The sequence below is a fragment of the Spirillospora sp. NPDC049024 genome (assembly GCF_040649235.1).
Taxonomy (GTDB): domain Bacteria; phylum Actinomycetota; class Actinomycetes; order Streptosporangiales; family Streptosporangiaceae; genus Spirillospora.
The window spans coordinates 76,665-94,214 of sequence record NZ_JBEZFD010000026.1; the positions used below are offsets into that span (position 1 = coordinate 76,665).

The 17,550-nt window shown below is 72.3% G+C and carries 19 protein-coding genes; 11 read left to right on the forward strand and 8 right to left on the reverse strand.

Going from position 1 to position 17,550, the window contains the following annotated elements; translation table 11 throughout:
• Positions 1 to 3: 3 nt before the first annotated feature.
• Positions 4 to 960: an L-histidine N(alpha)-methyltransferase gene (gene egtD / locus AB0C21_RS36075; protein ID WP_500210401.1), complete on the forward strand. Its 957-nt coding sequence runs from the start codon at positions 4 to 6 to the stop codon at positions 958 to 960.
• Between the two features lie 38 nt (positions 961 to 998).
• Here egtD and AB0C21_RS36080 read toward each other — a convergent pair whose 3' ends face one another.
• Positions 999 to 1,778 (reverse strand): SGNH/GDSL hydrolase family protein, encoded by a 780-nt coding sequence (locus tag AB0C21_RS36080; RefSeq protein WP_235037369.1) that lies wholly within the window; start codon positions 1,776 to 1,778, stop codon positions 999 to 1,001.
• 185 nt (positions 1,779 to 1,963) lie between these two features.
• Between AB0C21_RS36080 and AB0C21_RS36085 the strand changes: the two genes are divergently transcribed.
• Positions 1,964 to 3,115 carry an acyltransferase family protein gene (locus tag AB0C21_RS36085; protein ID WP_500210403.1) on the forward strand — a complete coding sequence of 384 codons (1,152 nt, stop codon included), beginning with the start codon at positions 1,964 to 1,966 and terminating at the stop codon, positions 3,113 to 3,115.
• Entirely contained in the window at positions 3,021 to 4,241 is a 1,221-nt protein-coding gene (locus AB0C21_RS36090; RefSeq protein ID WP_500210405.1) for a hypothetical protein, read from the forward strand. Before AB0C21_RS36085 ends, AB0C21_RS36090 begins: the two co-directional genes overlap by 95 nt.
• A gap of 105 nt (positions 4,242 to 4,346) precedes the next feature.
• Here the strand turns inward: AB0C21_RS36090 and AB0C21_RS36095 are convergent, their stop codons facing one another.
• Entirely contained in the window at positions 4,347 to 4,886 is a 540-nt protein-coding gene (locus tag AB0C21_RS36095; protein WP_500210406.1) for a cysteine dioxygenase, read from the reverse strand.
• Between the two features lie 182 nt (positions 4,887 to 5,068).
• Here AB0C21_RS36095 and AB0C21_RS36100 point away from each other — a divergent pair, with 182 nt between their 5' ends.
• A complete protein-coding gene (locus tag AB0C21_RS36100; RefSeq protein ID WP_500210408.1) occupies positions 5,069 to 6,082 on the forward strand; it encodes a LacI family DNA-binding transcriptional regulator in 1,014 nt (337 codons plus the stop codon).
• Between the two features lie 99 nt (positions 6,083 to 6,181).
• Here the strand turns inward: AB0C21_RS36100 and AB0C21_RS36105 are convergent, their stop codons facing one another.
• Positions 6,182 to 7,645 (reverse strand): aromatic amino acid ammonia-lyase, encoded by a 1,464-nt coding sequence (locus tag AB0C21_RS36105; protein ID WP_500210410.1) that lies wholly within the window; start codon positions 7,643 to 7,645, stop codon positions 6,182 to 6,184.
• Between the two features lie 162 nt (positions 7,646 to 7,807).
• On the opposite strand from AB0C21_RS36105, the gene AB0C21_RS36110 reads away from it, so the two are divergent.
• Genes AB0C21_RS36110 through AB0C21_RS36125 form a run of 4 tightly spaced genes read left to right on the forward strand, consistent with a single transcriptional unit; the run spans position 7,808 to position 11,253 of the window.
• Positions 7,808 to 8,980 carry an ABC transporter ATP-binding protein gene (locus tag AB0C21_RS36110; RefSeq protein WP_500210411.1) on the forward strand — a complete coding sequence of 391 codons (1,173 nt, stop codon included), beginning with the start codon at positions 7,808 to 7,810 and terminating at the stop codon, positions 8,978 to 8,980.
• Positions 8,980 to 9,627 (forward strand): ABC transporter permease, encoded by a 648-nt coding sequence (locus AB0C21_RS36115; protein WP_149264105.1) that lies wholly within the window; start codon positions 8,980 to 8,982, stop codon positions 9,625 to 9,627. Before AB0C21_RS36110 ends, AB0C21_RS36115 begins: the two co-directional genes overlap by 1 nt.
• The gene (locus tag AB0C21_RS36120) at positions 9,624 to 10,310 is read left to right on the forward strand and encodes an ABC transporter permease (RefSeq protein ID WP_149264104.1); all 687 of its coding nucleotides are present in this window, start codon (positions 9,624 to 9,626) and stop codon (positions 10,308 to 10,310) included. The genes AB0C21_RS36115 and AB0C21_RS36120 overlap by 4 nt, the downstream gene beginning before the upstream one ends.
• 19 nt (positions 10,311 to 10,329) lie before the next feature.
• Complete coding sequence (locus AB0C21_RS36125) at positions 10,330 to 11,253, forward strand: ABC transporter substrate-binding protein (RefSeq protein WP_500210413.1); 924 nt, start codon at positions 10,330 to 10,332, stop codon at positions 11,251 to 11,253.
• Positions 11,254 to 11,332: 79 nt separating this feature from the next.
• Here AB0C21_RS36125 and AB0C21_RS36130 read toward each other — a convergent pair whose 3' ends face one another.
• Together AB0C21_RS36130 and AB0C21_RS36135 are read right to left on the reverse strand one after the other, a co-directional pair.
• Positions 11,333 to 11,614: a hypothetical protein gene (locus AB0C21_RS36130; protein WP_500210414.1), complete on the reverse strand. Its 282-nt coding sequence runs from the start codon at positions 11,612 to 11,614 to the stop codon at positions 11,333 to 11,335.
• 100 nt (positions 11,615 to 11,714) lie between these two features.
• On the reverse strand, positions 11,715 to 12,635 hold the full coding sequence (locus AB0C21_RS36135) for an endonuclease/exonuclease/phosphatase family protein (RefSeq protein ID WP_500210416.1): 921 nt from the start codon (positions 12,633 to 12,635) through the stop codon (positions 11,715 to 11,717).
• Positions 12,636 to 12,711: 76 nt separating this feature from the next.
• Here AB0C21_RS36135 and AB0C21_RS36140 point away from each other — a divergent pair, with 76 nt between their 5' ends.
• Complete coding sequence (locus AB0C21_RS36140) at positions 12,712 to 13,308, forward strand: gamma carbonic anhydrase family protein (RefSeq protein WP_500210417.1); 597 nt, start codon at positions 12,712 to 12,714, stop codon at positions 13,306 to 13,308.
• A gap of 39 nt (positions 13,309 to 13,347) precedes the next feature.
• Here the strand turns inward: AB0C21_RS36140 and AB0C21_RS36145 are convergent, their stop codons facing one another.
• Both AB0C21_RS36145 and AB0C21_RS36150 read right to left on the reverse strand, forming a co-directional pair.
• The gene (locus AB0C21_RS36145; RefSeq protein WP_500210419.1) at positions 13,348 to 14,532 is read right to left on the reverse strand and encodes a cytochrome P450 family protein; all 1,185 of its coding nucleotides are present in this window, start codon (positions 14,530 to 14,532) and stop codon (positions 13,348 to 13,350) included.
• A complete protein-coding gene (locus AB0C21_RS36150) occupies positions 14,532 to 15,281 on the reverse strand; it encodes an SAM-dependent methyltransferase (protein ID WP_500210421.1) in 750 nt (249 codons plus the stop codon). The genes AB0C21_RS36145 and AB0C21_RS36150 overlap by 1 nt, the downstream gene beginning before the upstream one ends.
• Positions 15,282 to 15,464: 183 nt before the next feature.
• Here AB0C21_RS36150 and AB0C21_RS36155 point away from each other — a divergent pair, with 183 nt between their 5' ends.
• Together AB0C21_RS36155 and AB0C21_RS36160 are read left to right on the forward strand one after the other, a co-directional pair.
• Positions 15,465 to 16,328 carry an alpha/beta fold hydrolase gene (locus AB0C21_RS36155; RefSeq protein WP_500210422.1) on the forward strand — a complete coding sequence of 288 codons (864 nt, stop codon included), beginning with the start codon at positions 15,465 to 15,467 and terminating at the stop codon, positions 16,326 to 16,328.
• Between the two features lie 162 nt (positions 16,329 to 16,490).
• Positions 16,491 to 16,859 carry an avidin-fold protein gene (locus AB0C21_RS36160; protein WP_500210423.1) on the forward strand — a complete coding sequence of 123 codons (369 nt, stop codon included), beginning with the start codon at positions 16,491 to 16,493 and terminating at the stop codon, positions 16,857 to 16,859.
• On the opposite strand, the gene AB0C21_RS36165 is transcribed toward AB0C21_RS36160, so the two are convergent.
• Positions 16,840 to 17,463, reverse strand: coding sequence for an Lrp/AsnC family transcriptional regulator (locus AB0C21_RS36165; RefSeq protein ID WP_353821233.1), 624 nt, complete (start codon positions 17,461 to 17,463; stop codon positions 16,840 to 16,842). The two genes, AB0C21_RS36160 and AB0C21_RS36165, sit on opposite strands and share 20 nt — an antisense overlap.
• Between the last annotated feature and the right edge of the window lie 87 nt (positions 17,464 to 17,550).

Consider the following 17,550-nt stretch of genomic DNA (forward strand, 5'->3'; position numbering starts at 1 on the left):
CACGTGGACCGGTTCCTGACCGCCGACGATCTCGCCAAGACGCTCCGCCAGGACGTCCGGGCCGGGCTCTCCGGCACGCCCAAGACCCTTCCGCCCAAGTGGTTCTACGACGAGCGCGGCAGCGCGCTCTTCGAGGAGATCACGAAGCTGGAGGAGTACTACCCGACCCGGCGGGAGCGGGAGATCCTCGCCGCCCGGGCGTCCGACGTCGCCGCCGCCACCGGCGCCGGGACGCTGCTGGAGCTCGGCGCCGGCTCGGGGGAGAAGACCCGGCTGCTGCTGAACGCCCTGGCCGGCACGCTGCGCACCTACGTGCCGGTGGACGTGAGCGGTGACTTCCTGGAGCAGGCAGCGGCCGGAATCGCCGCCGACCATCCCGGCCTCGCCGTCCGGGCGGTCGTCGCCGACTACGAGCAGCACCTGCACCTGCTGCCCGGAGGCGGGCGGCGCCTCGTCGCCTTCCTCGGCGGGACGATCGGCAACATGCCGCCCGCCGAGCGCATCGGGTTCCTCGGCGGCCTGCGCGCCACCATGGACGACGGCGACTTCCTGCTGCTCGGCGCCGACCTCGTCAAGGACGAGGGGCGGCTCGTGCGCGCCTACGACGACGCGGCGGGCGTCACCGCCGAGTTCAACCGCAACGTCCTGTCGGTCATCAACCGGGAACTGGACGCCGACTTCGCCCCGGAGGCTTTCGAGCACGTCGCGGTCTGGAACCGGGCCGGGGAGTGGATCGAGATGCGGCTGCGGTCGCTGCGCGCCCAGGACGTCCGCGTCGGCGGCCTCGACCTGGAGGTGTCGTTCGAGGACGGGGAGGAGATGCGCACCGAGATCTCCGCCAAGTTCCGGCGCGAGCGGCTGGAGGCGGAGCTGGGCGCCGCCGGGATGGAGCTCGCCGAGTTCTGGACGGACGAGGCGGGCGACTTCTCCCTCACCCTCGCGCGCCCCGCGTCCAGCTGACGCCCTCCCGTCCGGGCCCCGGCCCGGACGGGCCGGGCTCAGCCCTTGCGGACGGGGTGATCGAGGCCCAGCCGCTTCAGGTCCGCCGCCAGGCGGGTCGCCACGTAGAGGTGGCCCGCCGGCGTCGGATGGGTGCGGTCCCTCTTGATGAGGCGGGGCGCGTTGCCCTGGCCGGTCAGCAGGTCGCCGGTGATCCACTGCTCGCCGATCGGGTCGACGAACGGGATGCCGAGCTGCCCGGCGAGGTTCTTCAGCGCGTCCCGGACGGCGACCGCGCCGGGCAGCGGCGTCCCCGTCCCCCAGAGCGGGCCCAGGATCACCAGGCGGGTGCCGGGCCAGCGCTGCCGGGCGCGCTGGAGCAGGACGTGCGCCGCCGCCGCGACCTGCGGCGCGGGGGTCCGCCAGTCGTTGTGGCCGCCGGACACCACCAGCATGTCGGGCGCCGGGCGCCAGCCGAGCTGGCTCTCGAACAGGCCGAGGAAGGCGCGCGGGCCGCGGCCCGTCGCGACGTACCCGGTGCCGGACCGCCCGCCGACGACGACCTGCCAGCCGAGCAGCCGCGCGGTCGCGGAGGCGTACGTCGACTCGGGCTCGACGCCGCGGTCGCCGACCGTGTAGCTGTCGCCGAGGAACATCACCACGGGCGGGGTCTTGCGCGCCCGGTCGTCCGGGCCGTCCGCCGCGGCCGGCTTGTGCACCGAACCCGCGAGCAGGGAGCAGCCCGCGACCATCGAGCAGCCGGCGAGCGACAGGACTGCCGCCAGGCCGAGGCACAGCATCCGAGTCGCCGCGCCGCGTCGGGCGCGGCGAGATGTCATGGAGTACCACCAATGAATCAGGGGGACGCCTCCGCATCTTACTGACCTCGCGCCTCTGCCGCGGGCACTCCGCGACCATGGCGTCACCATGCCGTCACCGCCCCGCAGCCGATCGTGTCCTTCCTTCCATCCGCCGTTCACCCCGCGGATCGGACCGGGCAACCTGGCGACGGGAGGGTTCCGCGGTGACTCGACGGGAACGGCTGCGCGAACTCGACCTGCTGCGCTTCACGGCCGCGCTGGCGGTGGTGCTCTACCACTTCACGGGATTCGGGGGCGCGGGGGCGTGGCCCTCGCCGTCGCAGGAGGTCTTCCCCGAGATCGCCCCGGTCACCCGGTTCGGGTACCTCGGCGTCGACCTGTTCTTCGTCATCAGCGGGTTCGTGATCCTGATGAGCGCGTGGGGACGCGGCCCCGGGGAGTTCGGCATCTCCCGGCTCGTCCGGCTGATGCCCGCGTACTGGGTGAGCGTGCTGCTGGGCGCCGCCGTCTACGCGGTCTTCCGGATGGGGCACGGCGTCCCCGGCCTGGTCGTCCCGAACCTGACGATGCTGCAGGGCGGGCTCGGACTGCGGAACGTGGACGCCGTCTACTGGACGCTCTGGGTCGAGCTGCACTTCTACGTGCTCGCCGCAGTCCTCGCGGGGATCGGGATCACCTACCGGTCCTGCCTGGTCTTCATGGCGGCCTGGCTGCTCGGCGGGGTCTTCGCCGACGAGGCCGACAACAAGCTGCTCCAGGTGATGCTGGTCCCGACCTGGAGCTGCTACTTCATCGCGGGCATGGCGCTGTACATGATCCACCGGTTCGGGCCGACGCTGCTGCTCTGGGGGTACGTGGCCGCGTCCTACCTGGTGGCGCTGCGCTGGGGCTCCTGGCGCGCGGAGCACGTCTTCAGGGGCGCGGACGAGACCGTGGTCAGCGCCGTCATCACGGGCATCTTCGCGGTGATGATCCTCGTCGCGACCGGGCGGCTGAGCCGGCTGCGCTGGCGCGGCCTGACCGTCCTCGGGGCGCTCACGTACCCGCTCTACCTTGTCCACTCCCAGCTCGCGCTCCCTCTGCTGGACGCGGTGTATCCGGGCCTCAACCGATGGACGGCGCTGGCGGTGGTGGTCGGGACCTCGCTGCTCGCCGCCTACGCGGTGCACCGGCTTGTGGAACGTCCGGGCGCGAAGTGGATGCGGGCCCGGCTCACGGCGTCGTTGGCACCCATGCGGCCTTCCGAGGAAACCTCTACGTTTGTCGCTCGTGGCGATTGGCGTGGACGCGGCGGTACTGACCTCGGCGGCGGTGAGCCTCGCGACCGCGCCCCGGTGGATGCGGCACGCACCTGACCCTCTGCCCGGTTCCACGCGACGCTGGGCTCGTCCAGAGGCGTTCCTCTGCCTCGTCATCGGGCTCGTCTACCTGAACCAAGTGCTCTTCACCGTGTACATGCTGCGCGTCCACGGCGGGGACGCATCCTTCATCGCGAAGTACCTCCCCGAGGGGTATTTCGCGCTTGAGGACGGCGCGGCCATGCGCGGTCTCGCGGAACACTTCCCGATGCCGGAACTGCTGGCGCCGTCCCTCCTGCGTGTCCAGGCGTTCCTGGAACTGCCCTTCGCGCTGCTGGCGTACATGACGGTGCTGCGATGGCTGGACCGCGGCCTCTACCGGCGCCTGGCGCGATCGTGGCTGGTGTGGGCCGCGTCGCTGTCCTACACGTTCGTCTTCTGCCTGGTCGAGTGGGATCTGCGCAACCCCTACACGATGGACGACATCGTGATTCGGGCCTGCTCGGCTGTGGTGACGCCGCTGCTGCTCCGCTGGCTGGCAGGGCAAGAGGAAGCCGCCCCAGACGAGCAGTCATTCGCACAGATGCTTCTCTTCGCCGCGTCTGCCTGGGCGTTGGGGCAAGTCGTGTTGGCCGTCTATGACACCGCTCTTCTGTACAACCTCGGTCATCTGGGTGGACGCCTGCCCGGGATGGTCGTCGCCGTGTGCGTCCTGGCGGGTGCGCGCTGGGCGTCGTCCCGTCTGAGACGACCGGGCGAGACGGGGGACGCCCTGGCGTCGGTCTTCAACGGGTTGCGCTGGGGACTGCTTCTCTTCTTCGTCCCGGCGCTCGCCGTCCGCTACGGGGTGAACTTCGGCACCCCGCTCCTGGCCGGGTCGGCCGGCCTGCTGGTCTGCGCCGCGGCCGCCGTGTACGCACTGCGGAGCACGCTCGCCGGCGCAGAGGCGACCCGCATCGCTCTCTGGGCCGTCCAGGCGGCGGTGGCGCTTCTCGCAGGAGCCGCGGCCGGGTACGCCGCCGTCCGCCTGGTCACCGACACCTACTACGAGGCGGGGCTGCTCAGGGGCGCCGTCTCCTGCTTCGCCGTCGTCGTCACCGTCTGCGCGCTGACCGACCGCGCGCTGACTGACCGATTTTTTCGCCGAAGGTGTGACACATCCGGAACGACGCGCGCTGAGTGAGTATGAGCGTTCGGTTGTTGGGAGCGGGCTACGCCGGACGCGCCGCCTCTGGCGGGCCCGTCGCCCCCGGTCGGGCCCGCCAGAGCACCTCAGGCAGAGAGCGCCTCAGGCCGGCTCGTCCGGTGACCCGGGCCCCGGTTCCTGAAGTTCCTCGGTGTAGCTGACCGGCAGACGACGCATCAGCCCCGTCTCGTCGATGGAGTACTGGCCGAGCCGCCACAGCGGCGGCGAGTAGGCGTGGATCGAGACGCTGGCGTCCTCCACTCCCGTGAGCCGGTGGATGTGCTCGGGACCGAAGCAGAAGGACGCGCCCTCCCGCACGACGGTCCGCAGGGGTTCGCCGCCGATGCGCGGGTTGTTCTCCTCGATGGCTCCGGCGACGACGCGGACGGCCCCCGAGGAGACGTCGTGGTCGTGCCAGCCGGTGTCGTTCTCGGGCGTCCAGCACAGCAGCCAGACGTCGACGTGCTCGTCCCGGTGGAGGGAGACGTAGTGGCGGCGCCCCTCCGGGAACGCGACGTGCTGCCGCCACAGACCGGGCCGCTCGGCCAGGTCGTCGACCAGCTCCCGCAGCTCCCGCTTGTCGAGGGGACGGCCGGGCAGGCGCTCCAGGCCGCTGGGACGGGGCAGGACCTCGGAAGACACGGGGTTCGCTCCTCTCTGAAACCGTCGCCGGGCACGGTCCGCTAAGCCCGTAACCCGCCGGGAATCGCCAGGCCAGAGCTTCTGAACCGCATCAGTTAACCGTTTCAGTGAACCGCTTCAGTGATGACGCCGTCAAGCCCGGATGCGGCGCGCTGTCGGTGGCGGCCTCTAGGGTTGGAGGGATGTCGGAGAAGCGCAAGCGCGCGACCATCCGCGAAGTGGCGCAGGCGACGGGGCTGTCGCCCGCGGCCGTGTCGTACGCGCTGCGCGGCATCCAGACCTCGGAGGAGACGCAGGAGCGGGTCCGCGCCGCGGCGCGGGAGCTGGGCTACGAGGCGCACCCGATCGCGCGGGCGCTGGCCAGCGGCCGCACCGACCAGGTCGGCCTGCTGTGCGGCTCGCTGGAGGACTACTGGCAGCAGTCCCTCGCCGTGGGCATCGGCCGGGCGCTGCTCGCCCGCGGCCGCTACGCCCTGATCGTGGACGCCGGGGGCGACCCCGAGCGCGAGCTGGCCCTCGCGCGGCGGCTGCGCGACCAGCGGGTGGACGGCCTGATCGTCCAGCCGCTCGACCCGTCCGCCGCGCTGTGGTCGGAGCTCGCGGCCTCGGTCCCCGTCGTGTCCATCGGCGACGTCCTGCACGGCGGGCAGGCGCAGGGCGAGGTCGTGTTCGACAACCGGCGGGGCGTCACGCTCGCGCTGGAGCACCTGCGGGCGCTCGGGCACCAGCGCCTCACCGTGTTCACCCCCACCCTCGCCAGCACCCCCGACCGCCCCGCCGACGTGTACGTCAACGCCGAGGCCGAGCGGCTCGGCCTGAGCGTCGACGTGGTGGTCGTGCCGCAGTCCCTCCCCGAGTCCACCGAGGTCGCGCTGCGGGTGCTCGGCGGCCCCGACCGCCCCTCGGCCGTCTTCTGCTTCGCCGACTCCATCGCCTACGGCGTCTACGCCGCCACCCGCGAGCTGGGCCTGGACGTTCCCGGTGACGTCGCGGTCTGCGGCTACGACAACCACCCGATGTCGGCGCTGCTCACCCCGCCGCTCACCAGCGTCGAGTGGGACATCGACGGCATCGTCCACTCCGCCGTCCGCCTCGTCGTGGACGTCATCGACGGCAAGCCCCGCAAGCGCCGCGTCGTCCGCGAGCCGTCCCTGCGCGTCCGCGCCTCCACCGGCGAACCGCCGGCGGACGGCTGAGCCACCGGTGTGCCGGGCCGCCGGTGTGCCGAGGTCTCATACGGACCGGGCCGCCGGCAGCCGCGTTCACCGGCGGGCTGAGAGCACCGTTCTCTGAGGTCAGGGGTGGAGGGGGGACAGGTGCGGTAGGAGGTCCGCGGCGGCGGCGATGTCGGTGTCGAGCGGGCGGTCCTCGACCCGCGGGTCGAGGACGGCGTCCGCCATGTCGTACGCCGAGCGCAGCGGGCCGCCGGACGGCGCCCGCCCCTGCATCCGCAGCGCGCGGACGGCGGCCACCAGTTCGCAGCCGAGGCCGAGCCGGTAGGCGGCGACCGCGTCGGTCGTGGCGCGCGCCGACTGCGTCGAGAAGCCCGCGTGCTCCTCGACGCCGCGTGACAGCACCGCGCTGCCGAGCGCCGCGGGGGTCGCGAGGCGCCGCACGTCCGCGAGGCACGAGTGCGCCACGTACTCCAGAATCATGATCCCGGACGAGGCCTCCGTGGCGCCCTGGAACGGGTAGAGGCCGGTGAACGAGGGCTCGGCGAGCGTGCCGAGGCGCGCGGCGGCCAGCGCCATCGTCTGGAAGAGGGCGGCGCGGGCCGCGTCCAGGGCGAGCCCGACGTAGGCGGTGTGGAAGTTGCCGTTGTGCCAGACCGCCCGGCCGGGGACGTCCACCAGCGGGTTCTCGGCGGCGGCGTTGATCTCCCGCGTGACGACCTCCTCGGCGTAGCCGGCCGCCTCCAGCGCGGGGCCGTGCACCTGCGGGAACGCCCGGTAGCCGTAGGGGTCCTGGATGCGCATCGGCGCCGGCCGGTCGAAGGCGAGCAGTACGCGCATCGCCGCCGCGGCCTGCTGCTGGCCCGGATGGGGGCACGCGTCCTGCACCGCCTCCGCGTAGGGCTCCTCGGAGGCGCGGACGGCCAGATGCGACAGCGCCGCCACGACGGTCGACGCGCGCAGCGCCACCCGCAGGTCGGCGACCGCGAGCGCCGACTCGCCGAGCGTGGCCGCGTTGGAGCTGATGAACGCCAGCGCGTCGGCGGAGCGGAGCCGGTAGCCGGGGCCGCGCTCCTGGCCGCCGTCCGGGCCGGGCAGCCACGGCCGCTCGCCGAGGAGGCACAGCGCGGTCGAGGCCAGCGCGGTCAGGTCGCCCGTGCCGATCGCCCCGTACACCGGCACCGGGGGGAGCAGGCCGAGGTTGAGCACGTCCGCCAGCGCCTGGAGCGCGCCCGGGTCCACGCCCGAGCCGCCCGCCGCGATCTGGTTCAGCCGGACCGCCAGCATCGCCCGGACGATCTCCGGCGCGACCAGCGGACCCGCTCCGGCGGCGTGGCTGCGCAGCAGCCGCAGCCCGTGGGCGTCGGCGTCCTCCCACTCGACGTCCACGACGCGGTTGGCGCCGACCCCCGTCGTCCGCCCGTACACCGGCCGCGCTTCGGTGATCTCACGGACGAGTCGCCACGCGGCGCGCGCCCGCTCGACCCCGGCCGGGGCCACGGCGACCGCCACATCCTCCCGGGCGGCGCGCGCCACCTGCGCACATGTGAGGGATGTCCCATCGATAACGATTCGGCTGTTCTCCACGCCGACACGCTACTTTCCCTGCATTACCGGTAGATATGCTTGCATGCTTGACGTGCCGGACATGCAGGGACACTGGGATGACGTTACCCACGGTTCGCGGTGGGGAACCAGTCGGAATCGATCATCGGCGTCACGGGGGACGCCCGGCGAGGACGTGATTCGTTGATCACCTTTGAGGGCGTCACCAAGCGCTATCCCGGGGGCACCGTCGCGCTCGACGACGTGAGCCTCGACTGCCCCGCGGGCCGCATCACCGTGTTCGTCGGCACGTCCGGCGGCGGCAAGACCACCGCACTGCGGACCATCAACCGGATGGTGGAGCCGACGTCCGGGCGCGTGCTGATCGACGGGGCGGACGTCCGCGAGCGCAAGCCCGCCGAGCTGCGGCGCGGCATCGGCTACGTGATCCAGCACGCCGGGCTGTTCCCGCACCGCACCATCCTCGACAACATCGCCACCGTCCCGTACCTGCTGTCCTGGAACAAGAAGAAGGCTCGGGCGCGGGCGCTGGAGCTGATGGAGCGGGTCGGGCTCGACCCGGCGATGGGCAAGCGGTACCCGTTCCAGCTCTCCGGCGGCCAGCAGCAGCGCGTCGGCGTCGCGCGGGCGCTCGCCGCCGACCCGCCGATCATGCTGATGGACGAGCCGTTCAGCGCCGTCGACCCGGTCGTCCGCGCCGAGCTGCAGGACGAGTTCCTCCGCCTCCAGGAGGAACTGCACAAGACGATCGTGTTCGTCACCCACGACATCGACGAGGCCATCAAGCTCGGCGACCGGATCGCGGTGTTCCAGACCGGCGGCAGGCTCGTCCAGATCGACAGCCCCGAGAACCTCCTCGCCCACCCGGCCGACGACTTCGTCGCCGGGTTCATCGGCCAGAACCGCGGCATCCGCACCCTGTCGTTCGCCGAGACGGGCGGCCTCAGGCTGAGCGACGCCGCGATCCGCCCGGCGAGCGCCGCCGCGGCGGACGCCGCCGGAACGGACTGGGTGCTCGTCGTCGACGACGACCGCCGCCCCCTCGGCTGGACCCGCCCGGCGCAGGCGAGCGGGCCGCTCGGCAAGGCGAAGCTCAGCCCGGTCGGCCCGACGTTCCGGGTCGGCGGCGACTCCGTGCGGACCGCGCTGGACGCGGCCGTCCTGTCCCCGTCCGGGCTGGCGGTCGGCGTCGACGAGACCGGCGCCGTCGTCGGGACGGCGAGCGGGACCGACCTGCTGGCCGTGCCCACCCACGGCCGCGACGGCGCCGCCGCCCCCGCCGGAACCCCCGCCGGAGCAGCGGGCGGTCCGGAAGAGGCGGATCCGGAAGGGGCCGACGCCGGAGGCGCCGGCTGATGGACATCGACTGGGGCTGGATCGGCGAGCACACCGACACGCTGTCCGAGCACGCCCTCATCCACCTGCGGCTCGCCCTGCTGCCGGTGCTGTTCGGCCTGCTCATCTCGCTGCCGGTCGGCATGATGTGCCGCCGCTGGCGCTGGCTCTACCCGCCCGCGCTGACGATCTCGAACATCTTCTACGCGATCCCGTCGCTGGCGCTGTTCATGGTCTTCATCCAGTACACCGGCCTGACGGCGTCCACGGTCATGATCCCGCTGACCCTGTACAGCCTGTCGGTGCTCGTCCCGAACGTGGTGGACGGGCTGGCGTCGGTGTCCGAGCCCGTCCGGCAGGCGGCCACCGCGATGGGCTTCGGCCCGCTGCGGCGCCTGCTCCAGGTGGAGCTGCCGATCGCCGTGCCCATCGTCATCGCCGGGACGCGCGTCGCCGCCGTCTCCTCCATCAGCCTCGTCGCCGTCGGCCAGCTGATCGGCCAGGGCGGCCTCGGCTACGACATCATCCGCGGCTACCAGCTCCAGTTCCAGACGCAGATCGTGGCCGCCACCGTCCTGATCGTCCTGCTGGCCCTGGTCACCGACGCGATCCTGGTCACCGTCCAACGCCTGCTCACCCCGTGGGCCCGAGCCCGGATGACCTCATGAACGAGCTGTGGAACCAGATCGACCTGTTCTGGACGTGGCTCACCACGTCCTCCCAGTGGCACGGCGGCGACGGCATCCCGCACCGGCTGCTCCAGCACGTCTACTACAGCGGCGTGGCGCTGGTGTGCGCCGCGGTCATCGGCCTCGCGCTCGGGCTGCTCGTCGGGCACACCGGCCGCGGCGGGTTCCTCGCCATCAGCCTGGCGAACGTCGCCCGCGCCGTCCCCACCTTCGGCCTGGTGCTGATCGTCGTGGTGATCGAGTACAGCATCACCCCGGTGCTCGTCGCCCTGGTGGCGCTCGCCGTCCCGCCGATCCTCGTCAACACCTTCGAGGGGATCCGCGGCGTCGACGCCGACGCCAAGGACGCGGCGAGCGGCATGGGCATGACCGGCTGGGGCGTGCTGTGGCGGGTCGAGCTGCCGATGGCGCTGCCCCTCATCCTGCTCGGACTGCGCACGTCCGCGATCCAGGTCGTCGCCACCGCCACCATCGCCGCCTACCCGGGCTTCGGCGGCCTCGGCCGCTACATCATCGACGGCCTGGCCCGCAACGACTACCAGCTCGTCGTCGGGGGCACCGTCCTGGTGGTGCTGCTCGCGCTGATCGTCCAGGCGGCCTTCGCGGCGCTGCGCCGCCTCCTCGTCTCACCGGGCCTGCTCGGCTCCGCCCGATCCTCCTGAAAACCGAAGGAAGAGCACCATGAACAGAATCATCAGGGGCGCGGTCGTCGGCCTCGTGGCCGCCCTGTCGCTGTCCGCCTGCGGAAGCGGGGACTCCGGCGACGACAAGAACCCGCTCTCCGGCGGCGGCGGGAACGGCACCGTCACCGTCGGCGGCGCGAACTTCCCCGAGAGCAACCTCCTCGGCGAGCTGTACGCGCAGGCGCTGGAGGCCAAGGGCGTCAAGGTCACCCGCAAGTTCAACATCGGCGCCCGCGAGATCTACTACGACCAGGTCGTCAAGGGCGGCATCAGCGTGATGCCCGAGTACAACGGCGCCCTGCTCACCACCTCGGTCGACAAGTCCAGCACCGCCGCCACCACCGACGAGATCAACGCCGCTCTCAAGGCCAAGCTGCCCGCCGGCGTCGAGATCCTGGACTCCGCGCAGGCCGAGGACAAGGACTCCGTCACCGTCAACCCGCAGACGGCCGCCAAGTACAAGCTGAAGTCCATCGCCGACCTCAAGCCGGTCGCCAAGGACCTGGTCATCGCGGGGCCGTCGGAGTTCAAGACCCGCCAGCAGGGCCTTGTCGGCCTCAAGAAGACCTACGGCCTGGAGTTCAAGAAGTTCCAGCCGTTCGACGCCGGCGCCCAGGCCACCCTGGTGAAGCTGCTCACCGAGAACAAGGTCCAGGCCGCCGACCTGTTCACCACCGACCCGACGATCCAGCAGAACAAGCTCGTCGTGCTGGAGGACCCGGAGAACGTCTTCTCCGCCCAGAACGTCACGCCGCTGGTGAACAAGTCCGCGGTGGACGACAAGGCCAAGGCGGCGCTGAACGCCGTCTCCGCCAAGCTCACCACCCAGGACCTCCTCGACATGATGAAGCGCGTCGCCATCGACAAGGACGACCAGGAGAAGGTCGCCGAGGAGTGGCTGAAGAAGTCCGGCCTCGCCTGACCCCCCGCCACTGAACGACCGCGACACCGCCGAACGGCCGGGCCCGCGCGGGGCCCGGCCGTTCGCCGTCCCGGGCGGTTCAGCCCGCGATGTGCCGGATCACCTCGTACATCGTCTGGCTCGCGGGAGCCGGACGGGGCGTGTCGTGCCAGCCGATCGCCGCGGCGCGCCGGGCGATCGCCGCACCCGCCGCGTCGGCGGCGGCCTCGTCGTCGAAGAAGGCGACCGCCAGCCCGTTCCCGGTCGCCGGGTCGACCAGATGGTAGGCGCCCCGGACGCCGGGGACCTCGGCCGCCGCCTCCAGCACCCAGTCCCGCTCGTCGTCCGGCATGGGCTCCCACACGGCCACTCTCGCGATCACGGCTTTCCCCCATCGGTTCGTGTGGCCGACATTCTCCTCTCGGGACGCCTCGCGGCGCGTGCGCCGCACCCGTCCGCTTGAGGCCATGGCGCCGTCCCGGTCAGGTCCGGAAGGCGAGCCGGGCGAGCACGGGATCGTGGTCGGACGGGTAGAGCCCGCCGGAGCGGTAGGGGTCGATCTCGGCCCACGCCGTCCTGATCCGGCCCCGCACCAGGATCCAGTCGATGCGCCTGCCGCCCGGCTCCGGCGGCTCCCAGTGGTTCTCGGTCCGGTACTGCGGCCCGTGCCGGTCGGCGGCCGTCCAGGTGTCGCGGAACGCGCCCGGCCCGGTGAGGATCGAGTACGCCGGGGACGCCCCGGCCGTGTCGTTGAAGTCGCCCGTGAGGACGACCGGCGCGCCCGCCTGGAAACCGCGGACGCGGTCGAGGATCAGCCGGGCGCTCTTCTCCCGCGAGCCCGCCGACATGTTGTCCAGATGCGTGTTGGCCTGGTAGAACACCGTGCCGGTGCGGCGGTCGCGGAACTTCGCCCACGTCACCATCCGGACGTACCGGTTGCCCCAGGTGGCCGAGCCGATCACCGACGGGGTGTCGGACAGCCAGAAGTGGTCGAAGTCCAGCACCTCGAACCGCTCCGCGCGGTAGAAGATCGCCAGGAACTGGTCGCGGGTGCCGCCCTGGCTGCCGAGACCGATCCAGCCGTACTCCGGCAGGGTCCGCAGGAGGTCGCGCACCTGGTACCAGCGCGCCTCCTGCACTCCCAGCAGATCCGGGTCGTGCTCCCGCAGCAGGCGCCTGACCAGCGGCAGCCGGGTCTTCCAGTCGCGGGGCGGCGGGTCGTTCACGCCGCGCAGGTTGTACGTCATCACCCGCAGCGACCCGTCGCCGGCCGCCCTGGGCTCGACCAGCACGAACCCGGAGACCAGCAGGACCGCCGCGGCCGCGACCGCCGGCCAGAACCACCGCCGGCGCAGGAGGCGCCCGGCCATCCCGCCGCCGTCACCATGACGCCGCTTCACCACGCAGCCACCGCCCGTCGCGCCGCACCCGCCGGTCCTGCCGCCGCTTCGAGCATAGATCGCGGCCCACGATTCGGACATGCTGCTTGAGCACCGAGGAAAGCGCCCGGTCGTTCCCGAGTCGGCGTACGTGGCTCCCTCAGCCGTCCTGTGCGGAGACGTCGCCCTGGGGGAGGGGGCCCGCATCCTGCACGGCGCGGTCCTCACCGCCGAGGACGGCACCGTGCGTACCGGCGCGAACGTCGTGGTCATGGAGAACGCGCTGGTCCGCGGCCGGGCCGGTCTTCCGGCGGTCCTCGGCGACGCCGTGCTGGTCGGACCGCACGCGCACGTCAACGGCGCGATCGTCGAGGACGAGGTCTTCGTGGCGACCGGCGCGTCCCTCTTCCCGGGCCCGGTCGCCGGAACGCGCTCGGAGCTGCGCATCAACAGCGTCCTGCACGTGAACTCGCGGCTGCGTCCGGACACGGTCGTCCCGATCGGTTGGGTGGCGGCCGGTGACCCCGCCGAACTCTTCTCCCCGGACCGGCACGACGACCTCTGGGAGGAGCAGCGCGCCCTGGACTTCCCCGGCACCGTCTACGGCGTCCCGCGCGGCTCCTCGATGCGCGACATCATGGCCCGCCAGGCGGACTTCTACGCCGCCCACCGCCACGACCGCCGACTCGACGGCTGACCACCGCCGCGCGGCCGGTGGTCAGGTCCAAGCGGGTGCTCAGACGCGGACGGGAAGGGAGACGAGGCCGCGGACGATCGAGCCGGTGCGGTGGTGGCGCAGCTCGTCGGCCGGGACCGCGAGGGCGAGGTCGGGGAAGCGGTCCAGCAGTCCGCCGATGGCGATCTGCCCTTCCAGCCGGGCCAGCGGGGCGCCGAGGCAGAAGTGCGGCCCGTGCCCGAAGGCGACGTGCCCCTTGGGAGCGCGCGTCACGTCCAGCCGGTCGGGGGACTCGAACACCGCCGGGTCCCGGTCCGCGGCGCCGAGCGAGACGTGCACCCAGGCGCCCTTGGGGATCGGCGTCCCGGCGATCTCCATGTCCTCCAGGGCGATGCGCTGGCTCGCACGCTCCACCGGGCCGTCGAACCGCAGCAGCTCCTCGACCGCGGACGGCAGCAGCTCGGGCCGCGTCCGGAGCAGTTCGAGCTGGCCCGGGTTCCGGAGCAGGGCGAGCACCCCGTTGCCGATGAGGTTGACCGTGGTCTCGTGCCCGGCGATGAGCAGCAGCGCGACGGTCCCGAGCATCTCGGCCTCGGTGAGGGCGGACCCCCCGTCGCGCGCGGTGATCAGACCGCTGACCAGGTCGTCCTCGGGACGGGCCCGCCGCTCGGCGATGACCGCGAGCAGGTAGTCGTTGAACGCGCGGGCCGCCTCGCGGCGGCGCTCGCGGGCCTCGGCGGTCAGCGCGGGCACGGTCAGCACGGCCGTCCACTCGCGGAACCGGGCCCGGTCGGACGCCGGGACGCCGAGCAGTTCGCAGATGACCCGGATCGGCAGCGGGACGGCCAGCTCCTCGATCAGGTCGGCCCCGCCGCGGGCCGCGATGCCGTCCAGCAGCCCGTCGGCGATCTCCTGGACGCGGGGGCGCAGCCGCTCGACCCGCCGGCCGGTGAACGCCTTCGCCACCAGCCCGCGCATCCGGGTGTGGTCGGGCGGGTCCATGGCGAGCATCGTGCCGCCGAAGAACAGCTCGGCGTTCACGGGCACGGTGCTGTACGAGCTGTCCTTGGACAGGCGCGGATCGGTCAGGGCCGCCCGGCCGTGCTCGTGGTCGACCACGAGGAAGGCGGTGGCGCCGGGAGGGAAGTCGATCGGATGGACGGGCCCGGAGGCGCGCAGCTCGTCGTACACGGCGTACGGGTCCTCGCTGAACGCCCGGCTGAACAGCAGGTCCACTGGCAGCATCAGATCACCCTTCCGACCCCGGCGAGAAAGCCCGGCCGCGACATGTCGGGCGTGGCCGGCTCGGCGTCCGGCCGCCAGTCGGCCACCTGGACCAGGCCGGGACCGACCAGCTCGGTGCCCGCGAAGAACGTCATGACCTCGTCGATCCCGCGCGGGATGATGTCGCCCGCTCCGGTCCTGCCGTACGCGCCCCGCACCTGCTCCTCGACCTGCGCGGGGATGTGGCCGCGGTGGCCGTGCGTGATGGCCAGGTGGCTGCCGGGGGCCAGCGGCGCGCGGAGCCTCGCCACGATCTCAGCCGGACGCGCCTCGTCCGGGATGAAGTGCAGGATGGCCAGCAGCAGGAGCCCCACCGGCCGGTCGAAGTCGATCCGGGCCTTGACCTCGGGATCGTCCAGGATGCTCTCCGGGTCCCGTAAGTCGGCCTGGATGACCGTCGTCAGCGGGTTGTCGGCCAGCAGCGCCCGCGCGTGCGTGAGCACGATCGGGTCGTTGTCGACGTAGATGACGCTGGAGCCGGGAGCGGCGCGCTGGGCCACCTGGTGCACGTTCTCCTGGGTCGGCAGCCCGGAGCCGATGTCGAGGAACTGCCGGATGCCGCGCTCGGCCATCATCGTCACGGCCCGCGACAGCAGCCTGCGGTTGGCGCGGGTGAACTCCAGCACGTTCGGCATCGCGGCCACCACCTGGTCGGCGGCCTCGCGGTCCGCGGCGAAGTTGTCCTTGCCGCCGAGGTAGTAGTCGTACATTCGGGCCACGCTGGGGGTATGGGGATCGATCACCCACTCCGGATGGTGCTCACCGCTCACGGAAACGGACCTCCCTGTCCGGGTACCCGACCGCCCGAGTCTAGGGGCGAACCCCGGACGATGTTGATCAATTCGCCACACCCGGACGGCCGGCCCCGGCCGGTGCGGGCCATCATGTGGATCATGATGTTCGTCGCGGACCCCGAGCGGATCGGGGAGACCACGCTGCCGGACGGCCGGCTGCTCGGCTGGGCCGAGTGGGGCCCGGAGGACGGAACGCCCGTCCTGCTCTGCCCCGGAGCGGCCACGAGCAGGCGGCTCGGCTTCGGCGCGGGCGCCGTGCGTCCCCTCGGAGTGCGCCTCGTCTCGGTGGACCGTCCCGGCCTCGGCGCCTCGTCGCCCTCGCCCTGCAGGACGTTCGCCGACTTCACGAGCGACATGAGCGCCTTCTTCGCGCTGCGCGGCCTGGAACGTCCCGCCGTGGTGGGGAACTCGCAAGGCGCACCGTTCGCGCTGGCCTGCGCCGTCGCGGGCCTCGCGTCCGCCGTGGCCGTCGTCTCCGGCGCGGACGAGGTCGCCGCCCCCGAGTTCGCGACCGCGCTGCCGGACGAGCTGCGCGGACTCGTCGACCGGGTGGCCGCCGACCCGCACGGCGCCGAGGAGTTCTTCCGCGGATTCAGCGCCGACGCGATGTGGACGATGGTGATGAACGGGAGCCCCGAGTCGGACCTGCGCGTGTACGGCGAACCGGCCTTCGCCGCGGCCTACCGGCGCGCACTGGACGAGGCCTTCGCGCAGGGCCCGGACGGCTACGCCCGCGACACCGTCCTCGCCATGAGCCGCTGGCCCTTCGACCTCGCCGCCATCGACGTCCCCGTCGACCTCTGGTACGGAGAGCAGGACACCACCCATTCACCGGACAACGGCGCCACACTCGCGACACGGATCCCCCGCGCACGGCGCCACGTCGTAGAAGGGATCGGCGGCGCCGTTCTCTGGACGCACGCCGACCGCGTCCTTCGCACGTTGACCGCTCCCCGCCCCTAGAACCGGAGGAGCCCGCATGCCCGGCACTACGATACGGGCGGTTCGAGACGGATTGGTGTGCGGGTCGCGTATCGCGGACGGATCGTCCAGGAGGCGGGCGGTTCCGCGACGATGCGTTCAGGCGCGATTGCGCGCGGCGCGGAACCCGGCACCATGACACCCGTGAACGCGAATGATCTTTTCAATCTGGACGGCCGCCGGTTCGCGATGGTCAGCTCGACCGCGAGCCGGGTGGACCCCGCCGCGCCCACACGGTTCGCCTACACGGAGGCCGACGGCGTGGTGTGGGGCAGCTACGAAGGCGACACCGTGGTCCACGGCCGGTTCGTGGGGGCCCGGCGCGGGGCCGAGGTCCGGCTGAACTACGTGCATCTGACCAAGCGGGATGCGGATCCGGTCGCCGGATCCAGCACGAACCGGATCGAACTCCTCCAGGACGGCCGGATCCGGCTGGTGGAGGAGTTCCGGTTCGAGGGGGACGACACGCCCCAGGTCAGCGTCTGCGAGGAGATCATTCGGGGAGGTCTTTGAGGTCGGCCCGCCCCGCGCCCGCGCGGATGAAGCGCATCCGTCCCATGGTGACCGGGGCGGGGCCGGGCTCCGCCTCGGCCTTCGCCGGGGCGGAGTCGGACGTCAGCACGAACGGGCGGCGGATCACCTCGTCGAGGATGAGCACCGTCTCGGTCGCCTTCACGGCCGGGATGCCGGCCAGGCGCTCGGAGACGAGGCGGTGCACGGCCGCCACGTCGGTGGCCCGGACCTGGATCATCGCGTCGTGCTGGCCGGTGGTGATCGCGCAGTACTCGACCTCGGGCATCAGCGCGAGCTGGGCGCGGAACTGCGGCCACATCTGCTGCCGGACGGTGACGAAGATCAGCGCGCAGATGCCGAGGCCGGTGCGGACGGGGTCGACCTGCACGGTGAACCGGCTGATCACGCCGCTGGTGCGGAGCGCCTCGAAGCGCATGTAGGCGTTGGCCCGGGAGATCCCGACCTGCTGGGCGAGGGCCGCGATGGAGATCCGGCCGTCCTGGCGCAGGACCTCCAGCATCTTGAGGTTGATCGAGTCCAGCTCGGCGCGGATCTGTCCAGGCTCGGGCCCCCTATTGGGCGGTCCTTGGGACGCTCTGGCCATGAATTCGTTTCCTTCTTCGGCTTCGTCTTGACTTTCGCTGGCTGCATAGACGTTCAGCCGGAAGTCTCGCACTATCGGACATCGTCG

Excerpts from the sequence above, each read along its gene's own strand:
- AB0C21_RS36115 (WP_149264105.1), top strand. The coding sequence starts at position 8,980 with ATGGACATCGACTGGGGCTGGATCGGCGAGCACACCGACACGCTGTCC.
- AB0C21_RS36155 (WP_500210422.1), top strand. The coding sequence starts at position 15,465 with ATGATGTTCGTCGCGGACCCCGAGCGGATCGGGGAGACCACGCTGCCG.
- AB0C21_RS36150 (WP_500210421.1), bottom strand. The coding sequence starts at position 15,281 with ATGTACGACTACTACCTCGGCGGCAAGGACAACTTCGCCGCGGACCGC.
- AB0C21_RS36080 (WP_235037369.1), bottom strand. The coding sequence starts at position 1,778 with ATGACATCTCGCCGCGCCCGACGCGGCGCGGCGACTCGGATGCTGTGC.
- AB0C21_RS36100 (WP_500210408.1), top strand. The coding sequence starts at position 5,069 with ATGTCGGAGAAGCGCAAGCGCGCGACCATCCGCGAAGTGGCGCAGGCG.
- AB0C21_RS36165 (WP_353821233.1), bottom strand. The coding sequence starts at position 17,463 with ATGGCCAGAGCGTCCCAAGGACCGCCCAATAGGGGGCCCGAGCCTGGA.
- AB0C21_RS36145 (WP_500210419.1), bottom strand. The coding sequence starts at position 14,532 with ATGCTGCCAGTGGACCTGCTGTTCAGCCGGGCGTTCAGCGAGGACCCG.
- AB0C21_RS36140 (WP_500210417.1), top strand. The coding sequence starts at position 12,712 with ATGCTGCTTGAGCACCGAGGAAAGCGCCCGGTCGTTCCCGAGTCGGCG.
- AB0C21_RS36125 (WP_500210413.1), top strand. The coding sequence starts at position 10,330 with ATGAACAGAATCATCAGGGGCGCGGTCGTCGGCCTCGTGGCCGCCCTG.
- AB0C21_RS36120 (WP_149264104.1), top strand. The coding sequence starts at position 9,624 with ATGAACGAGCTGTGGAACCAGATCGACCTGTTCTGGACGTGGCTCACC.